Origin of the sequence: Streptomyces sp. NRRL WC-3549 (assembly GCF_000721935.1) — a bacterium.
Classification (GTDB): Bacteria; Actinomycetota; Actinomycetes; order Streptomycetales; family Streptomycetaceae; genus Streptomyces.
On sequence record NZ_KL585413.1, the window covers coordinates 66658 to 72939 of the forward strand.

Here is a 6282-nt window from a genome sequence, read left to right on the forward strand (position 1 = left end):
CGCCGGCGGCCCCCGACCGCGTCCCCCCACGGTCGCGCAGAGGCGAACGGAGCCGCGCCCCTCGCGCCCCGCGCCCCTCGCGCCCCGGGCACCGGCTCCCTCAGGGCAGCAGCCCGGCCCGGCGCGCCGCCACCACCGCCTCCAGCCGGGTGTGCGCCCCCAGCCTGCGCATCGCCGAACGCAGATACGCCTTCACGGTCTCCGGCCGCAGCCCCAGCCGCTCGGCCGCCACCGCGTTCGTCGCACCCGACGCGACACAGGCGAGCACGTCCACCTCCCGGGGCGCCAGCCGTACGGACCCGGGCCCGGCCGGACGCCCGCTCCCCGCGGCCGAGGCGAGCCTCCCGCACACGGAGAGCAGCTCGTCCCGCAGGGCCGGGTCGGCGATCCGGGGCGCCAGCGCGCGCAGCTCGCGGTGCGCCTCCCGCACGTCCTCCCAGGTGTCGGCCCCCGTCCCCGTCAGCTGCTCCTGGGTGGCGGTGAGCAGCTGCCGCACCTCGTCCCGCACGGCCAGCGCCTGCTCCACGTCCCGGGCGGCGGAGGCCGCCGCGTCGAACGTGCGGTCCCCGAGCGCGTGGGGCGTGCGCAGCGCCCCGTACAGCACCCCGCGCACCCTGCGGCGTACGACGACGGGCACCGCGACGACCGAACGCAGGCCCTCCGCCGCCACGGCGGTGTCGTACTCGTGGCTGATGTGGCGGGCGGAGGCGTAGTCGGTCACCGCGCAGGGCCGTGACAGGGCGATCGCCTTGCCGCCGAGCCCGCTGCCCGCCGAGATGACGAGCCCGCGCAGCGCGGAGCTCTGCGCGCCGCTCAGCTCCGCGATGCGGGCGTGCCGGGCGTCGGAGAGCAGCCCGCCGAAGACCACGGGCAGCCCGCTGGTCAGCCGCAGCCTCGACAGGGCCGCCTGGAGTTCGGTCGTCTCGCCCGGTTCTCCCACGGGAACATCCCCGTTCGCTCGTCGGTACCCCCGTCCGGGGGTGGTGAGATCTGGGTCACCGTTCACATGATGTCAAAGCCCGTCGTCCCGCAGACGGGTCCGCACCGAGGAGGACACATGCCGGCAACCAGCGCGACGGAGACGTTCCGGGCCGCCCGGGACTTTCTGCTGGAGCACCGTGACGACTACGCGAAGGCCCACGCGGGCTTCCGCTGGCCCCGGCCGCCCCACTTCAACTGGGCGCTCGACTGGTTCGACGTCATCGCCGAGGGCAACGACCGCACGGCCCTGCACATCGTCGAGGAGGACGGCACCCGTACCGAGGTGTCCTTCGCCGAGATGGCGGCCCGCTCGAACCGGGCGGCGAACTGGATGCGGTCCCAGGGCGTCGCGGCCGGTGACCGCGTCCTGGTCATGCTCGGCAACCAGACGGAGCTGTGGGAGACCGCGCTCGCCGCGATGAAGCTGCGCGCCGTCGTCATCCCCGCCACCCCGCTGCTGGGCCCCGTCGACCTGCGCGACCGGGTGGAGCGCGGCCGGGTCCGGCACGTCCTCGTGCGGTCCGCGGACACCGCGAAGTTCGACGAGGTGCCCGGCGACCACACCCGGATCGCGGTCGGCGACGCCGTCGAGGGCTGGCTGTCGTACGGGGACGCCGCCGACGCCCCCGACACCTTCGCACCGGACCGGGAGACCGACGCCGACGAGGCGCTGATGCTCTACTTCACCTCCGGGACGACCGCCAGCCCCAAGCTCGTCGAGCACACCCACGTGTCCTACCCGGTCGGTCACCTGTCGACGATGTACTGGATCGGGCTCAAGCCCGGCGACGTCCACCTGAACATCTCCTCGCCGGGCTGGGCGAAGCACGCCTGGTCGAACCTCTTCGCCCCCTGGAACGCCGAGGCCACCGTCTTCATCTTCAACTACACCCGGTTCGACGCGGCCCGGCTGATGGCGGAGATGGACCGCTCGGCGGTGACCAGCTTCTGCGCCCCGCCGACCGTCTGGCGCATGCTCATCCAGGCCGACCTGTCGCAGCTGAGGACGCCCCCGCGCGAGGTCGTCGCCGCCGGTGAGCCCCTCAACCCGGAGGTCATCGAGAGCGTCCGGCGGGCCTGGGGCGTCACCATCAGGGACGGCTTCGGGCAGACGGAGACCGCCGTGCAGGTCGCCAACACCCCCGGGCAGCCGATGAAGACGGGCTCCATGGGCCGCCCGAGCCCCGGCTACACGGTGGAGCTGCTGGACCCGGTGACGGGGGCGCCGGGCGCCGTGGAGGGGGAGATCTCCCTCGATCTGTCGTCCGCGCCCGTCGGCCTGATGACGGGCTACCACGGTGACCCCGAGCGCACCGCGCGCGCCATGGCCGGCGGCTACTACCGCACCGGTGACATCGGCTCCCGGGACGAGGACGGCTACATCACCTACATCGGCCGGAGCGACGACGTCTTCAAGGCCAGCGACTACAAGATCTCGCCGTTCGAGCTGGAGAGCGCCCTGCTGGAGCACGAGGCGGTCGCCGAGGCGGCGGTCGTGCCCGCCCCGGACCCGGTGCGGCTCGCCGTGCCGAAGGCGTACGTGGTGCTCGCGGAGGGCTGGGAGCCGGGGCCGGACACCGCGAAGGTGCTGTTCGCCCACTCCCGGGCCGTCCTCGCCCCCTACAAGCGGATCCGCAGGCTGGAGTTCGCCGACCTGCCCAAGACCGTCTCCGGGAAGATCCGCCGGATCGAACTGCGCGAGGCGACCGCCCGCGGCACCGGGGCCGAGTACGACGAGGGGGACCTGCGATGAGTGACGAGCTGTCCTACACCCACGGCACCGGCACCACACCGCTGCTCGGCGACACCGTCGGACGCAACCTCGCCCGGGCCGTCGAGGCCTTCCCGGAGCGCGAGGCCCTGGTCGACGTGGCGTCCGGGCGCCGCTGGACGTACGCCGAGTTCGGCGCCGCCGTCGAGGAGCTGGCGCGGGCGCTCATGGCGTCCGGGGTGGCCAAGGGCGACCGGGTCGGCATCTGGGCCGTCAACTGCCCGGAGTGGGTGTTCGTCCAGTACGCCACGGCCCGCATCGGCGCCGTCATGGTCAACGTCAATCCGGCCTACCGCGCGCACGAGCTGAGGTTCGTCCTCGACCAGGCCGGCATCGGTCTGCTGATCGCGTCGCTCGCCCACCGCACCAGCGACTACCGGGCGCTCGTCGAGCAGGTCCGGGACGACTGCCCCGCGCTCGGGGCCGTCCACTTCATCGGCGACCGGTCCTGGGACGACCTGCTCCGGGCCGCCGCCTCGGTCACGCCCGAGCAGCTCGCCGCCCGTGAGGCCGGGCTGTCCTGCGACGACCCGATCAACATCCAGTACACGTCGGGCACCACCGGATTCCCCAAGGGGGCCACCCTCTCCCACCACAACATCCTCAACAACGGATACTTCGTGGGCGAGTTGGTCGCCTACAGCGAGCACGACCGGGTCTGCCTGCCGGTGCCCTTCTACCACTGCTTCGGCATGGTCATGGGCAATCTCGGCATCACCTCGCACGGTGCCTGCATCGTGATCCCGGCCCCCGTCTTCGAACCCGCCGCCGTGCTCGAAGCCGTCCAGCGCGAACGCTGCACCTCGCTCTACGGCGTCCCCACCATGTTCATCGCGGAACTCGACCTGCCGGACTTCGCCTCGTACGACCTCTCCTCGCTGCGGACCGGGATCATGGCCGGGTCCCCCTGCCCGGTGGAGGTGATGAAACGGGTCGTCGCCGAGATGCACATGGACGAGGTGTCCATCTGCTACGGGATGACGGAGACCTCCCCGGTCTCCACCCAGACCCGCCGCGACGACGACCTGGAGCGCCGCACGGGCACGGTGGGCCGGGTGATGCCGCACATCGAGGTGAAGGTGACCGACCCGGTGACGGGGGTGACCGTCCCGCGCGGCGAGGCCGGTGAGCTGTGCACGCGCGGATACAGCGTGATGCTCGGCTACTGGAACGAACCGGAACGGACCGCCGAGGTCATCGACGCGGGCCGCTGGATGCACACCGGGGACCTCGCGGTGATGCGGGAGGACGGATACGTCCAGATCATCGGCCGCATCAAGGACATGATCATCCGGGGCGGCGAGAACGTGTACCCCCGGGAGGTCGAGGAGTTCCTCCACGGCCATCCGAAGATCGCCGACGTCCAGGTGGTCGGCGTGCCGGACGAGAAGTACGGCGAGGAGATCCTGGCCTGTGTCATCGCCCGCGACCCGGCCGATCCGCCGACGCCGGAGGAGCTGGCGGCGTACTGCCGTGAGCGGTTGGCCCACTACAAGATCCCCCGCCGGCTGCGTGTCCTCGACGCCTTCCCGATGACGGTCAGCGGCAAGGTCCGCAAGGTCGAACTGCGGGAGGGGTACGGGGAGTAGGGCGCGGCGGGCGCTCGCCGCGGGTGGCCGCGGCCCATTCGATGAGCAGGACCTCGTACTGCGCGGACTCCACGGACGACCAGTCCTGGCCGGCCCGCTCGTCCACGAGCGCACGGATCGCCTCGTTCGCCTCGACGACGGCGGGGTGCGTCGGCTGCGTCGGGAAAACGGGCGCGTAGGCAGGGGGAAGGAGTGGAGTTAAGACCATGCCTTCACTCTACGTCCCCATACTGACAACAGTCCGAACATATATGGCTCGTGGGGGCAGGGGTGACCGAAATCATGCCCTGGGACAGGTGTGAACTTCCCGGCGCATGCAGACCCGTGGCCACCGGTCCAGGCCGAGTCCGGCCTCCCGCGCCCTGATCTCGCGGAGTCCCTGGCCGATCTCGTCCGCCGCCAGTGTCCGGAAACCGATGCGCGCGTAGTACGGGGCGTTCCAGGGGACCCCGGCGAACGTGGTGAGGGTGAGGGCGTCCAGTCCCTGGGTGGCGGCCCGGTCGGCGAGGTGGGCGATGAGCGCGCGGCCCACGCCCCGGCGGGCGGCCGCCGGCGCCACCGAGACCTGCTCGATGTGGGCGGCCCCGTCCACCCGGTCCGCGAGCAGATAACCGACCGGGTGGTCGTCCGCCCCCTCGGCCGCCACCCAGCACCGGCCCGACCGGGCGAAGTCCTCCAGTACGTCCAGTGGTGGTGGCTCGTCGTCGGCGATCGTGTGCATGCCGACCGTCCGGAAGAGCTCGCCCGCGGCGCGCTCGACGTCCTGGAGCAGCGGGAATTCGGCACGGTGGGCGGGGCGGATGCGCATGGCGCCAGTATGGCGGGGCGTCAGGCGCCGGTGCTCACGAGTTCCTCGGCGGGGCCGTTGACCGGTTGCGGCGTACCCGTGAGGTCCAGGACGAAGAGCGGGACGGCGAGGCCGTCGCCGCGTGCGCGGGCGTCGTCGGAGTAGCCGGCCAGCGAGAAGAACACGCTGGACACCTCGGAGTTGAGGGCGTTCAGCCAGAGGCATTCGACGTCGCGCAGGGACGTGGGGCGGGTGGTCGAGTCCACCTGGGCGATGAGCCCGGCCGCCCGCAGGTCGATCCGGGACAGCGGGCGCACCTCCGGCTGGACGACGTCGCGGTACCCCAGCCAGGTCAGATACAGCGCCGCGGCGCTCACCGCGTCGCGGGCCGTGCGGATCACCGGCGGCCGGAACGGCGGACGCGGGTGCGCGGCGGTGCGGGGGAGCGGTATGTGGGCCGGGGCGGCCGGACCCGCGGCGGTGGTGCCGCCGCGGGTGGCCACCGGGCGTACCGGTATGCGCAGCACCGTCCCGCAGGGGCAGCAGAGTTCGGGGTGGGGCCACTGGTCGCGGCGTCCGCAGCTGTGGCAGCGGACGCTCACCCAGTCGTCCGTCCAGGTGCGGTGCGTGATCGGTACGGCCGGGGCGCCGCGCAGGAGCGGCGGGGCGGTCGGCGCTCCGCACGGACAGGGGTACACCGGGGTGATGTAGGCGTGGTCCCGGTGACAGACCGGACAGCGCACCGGTACGGACTCCACGGGCTGCCCCTTCCCGCCGCGGGCGTCGCGGCCTCGCTCTCCGTGCCTCCATCGTCCACCAACCGCGATGTTCTGGGCAGGGACTTGGCGGATTTCGTGGGGCCGTTCCCTCTCTTGACGGCCGTCGAGGGCTCGCCTTACATTACTTCCGTATAGCAGAACCGATATTCCATGATGCGGAAATGGTGCTCTCAGGTGGCGCGACAGAGCCCGAATCCACCACGTCCGAGCAGGAGTCCCCCATGCCCCGTATGACCGCTGCCCGCGCGGCAGTCGAGATCCTCAAGCGCGAAGGCGTCAGCGACGCGTTCGGTGTGCCGGGTGCCGCGATCAATCCGTTCTACGCGGCGCTCGAAGCGGCCGGCGGGGTGCGCCACACGCTGGCCCGCCATGTCG

The 6282-nt window shown here is 72.3% G+C and carries 7 protein-coding genes; 3 read left to right on the forward strand and 4 right to left on the reverse strand.

Features of this window, described 5'->3' with window-relative positions:
• Positions 1-100: 100 nt before the first annotated feature.
• Entirely contained in the window at positions 101-940 is an 840-nt protein-coding gene (locus tag IH13_RS0121115; RefSeq protein WP_031086736.1) for a helix-turn-helix transcriptional regulator, read from the reverse strand.
• A gap of 117 nt (positions 941-1057) precedes the next feature.
• On the opposite strand from IH13_RS0121115, the gene IH13_RS0121130 reads away from it, so the two are divergent.
• Complete coding sequence (locus tag IH13_RS0121130) at positions 1058-2734, forward strand: AMP-binding protein (protein WP_031086765.1); 1677 nt, start codon at positions 1058-1060, stop codon at positions 2732-2734.
• Positions 2731-4341, forward strand: coding sequence for an AMP-binding protein (locus tag IH13_RS0121135; RefSeq protein ID WP_031086740.1), 1611 nt, complete (start codon positions 2731-2733; stop codon positions 4339-4341). Before IH13_RS0121130 ends, IH13_RS0121135 begins: the two co-directional genes overlap by 4 nt.
• Here IH13_RS0121135 and IH13_RS44795 read toward each other — a convergent pair.
• The 3 genes from IH13_RS44795 to IH13_RS0121145 all read right to left on the reverse strand — a co-directional run bounded on the left by IH13_RS44795 (position 4292) and on the right by IH13_RS0121145 (position 5886).
• Positions 4292-4549, reverse strand: coding sequence for a hypothetical protein (locus IH13_RS44795; RefSeq protein WP_234433342.1), 258 nt, complete (start codon positions 4547-4549; stop codon positions 4292-4294). The genes IH13_RS0121135 and IH13_RS44795 overlap by 50 nt on opposite strands.
• Before the next feature lie 72 nt (positions 4550-4621).
• On the reverse strand, positions 4622-5149 hold the full coding sequence (locus IH13_RS0121140) for a GNAT family N-acetyltransferase (RefSeq protein WP_031086742.1): 528 nt from the start codon (positions 5147-5149) through the stop codon (positions 4622-4624).
• 20 nt (positions 5150-5169) lie between these two features.
• Complete coding sequence (locus tag IH13_RS0121145) at positions 5170-5886, reverse strand: hypothetical protein (RefSeq protein ID WP_031086743.1); 717 nt, start codon at positions 5884-5886, stop codon at positions 5170-5172.
• A gap of 242 nt (positions 5887-6128) precedes the next feature.
• Here IH13_RS0121145 and IH13_RS46135 point away from each other — a divergent pair.
• Positions 6129-6282 (forward strand): thiamine pyrophosphate-binding protein (locus IH13_RS46135; RefSeq protein WP_158791244.1); only part of this gene is annotated, 154 nt, incomplete at its 3' end.

Coding starts and splice junctions, on each gene's coding strand:
- IH13_RS0121130 (WP_031086765.1), top strand. CDS start 1,058: ATGCCGGCAACCAGCGCGACGGAGACGTTCCGGGCCGCCCGGGACTTT.
- IH13_RS0121135 (WP_031086740.1), top strand. CDS start 2,731: ATGAGTGACGAGCTGTCCTACACCCACGGCACCGGCACCACACCGCTG.
- IH13_RS44795 (WP_234433342.1), bottom strand. CDS start 4,549: ATGGTCTTAACTCCACTCCTTCCCCCTGCCTACGCGCCCGTTTTCCCG.
- IH13_RS0121140 (WP_031086742.1), bottom strand. CDS start 5,149: ATGCGCATCCGCCCCGCCCACCGTGCCGAATTCCCGCTGCTCCAGGAC.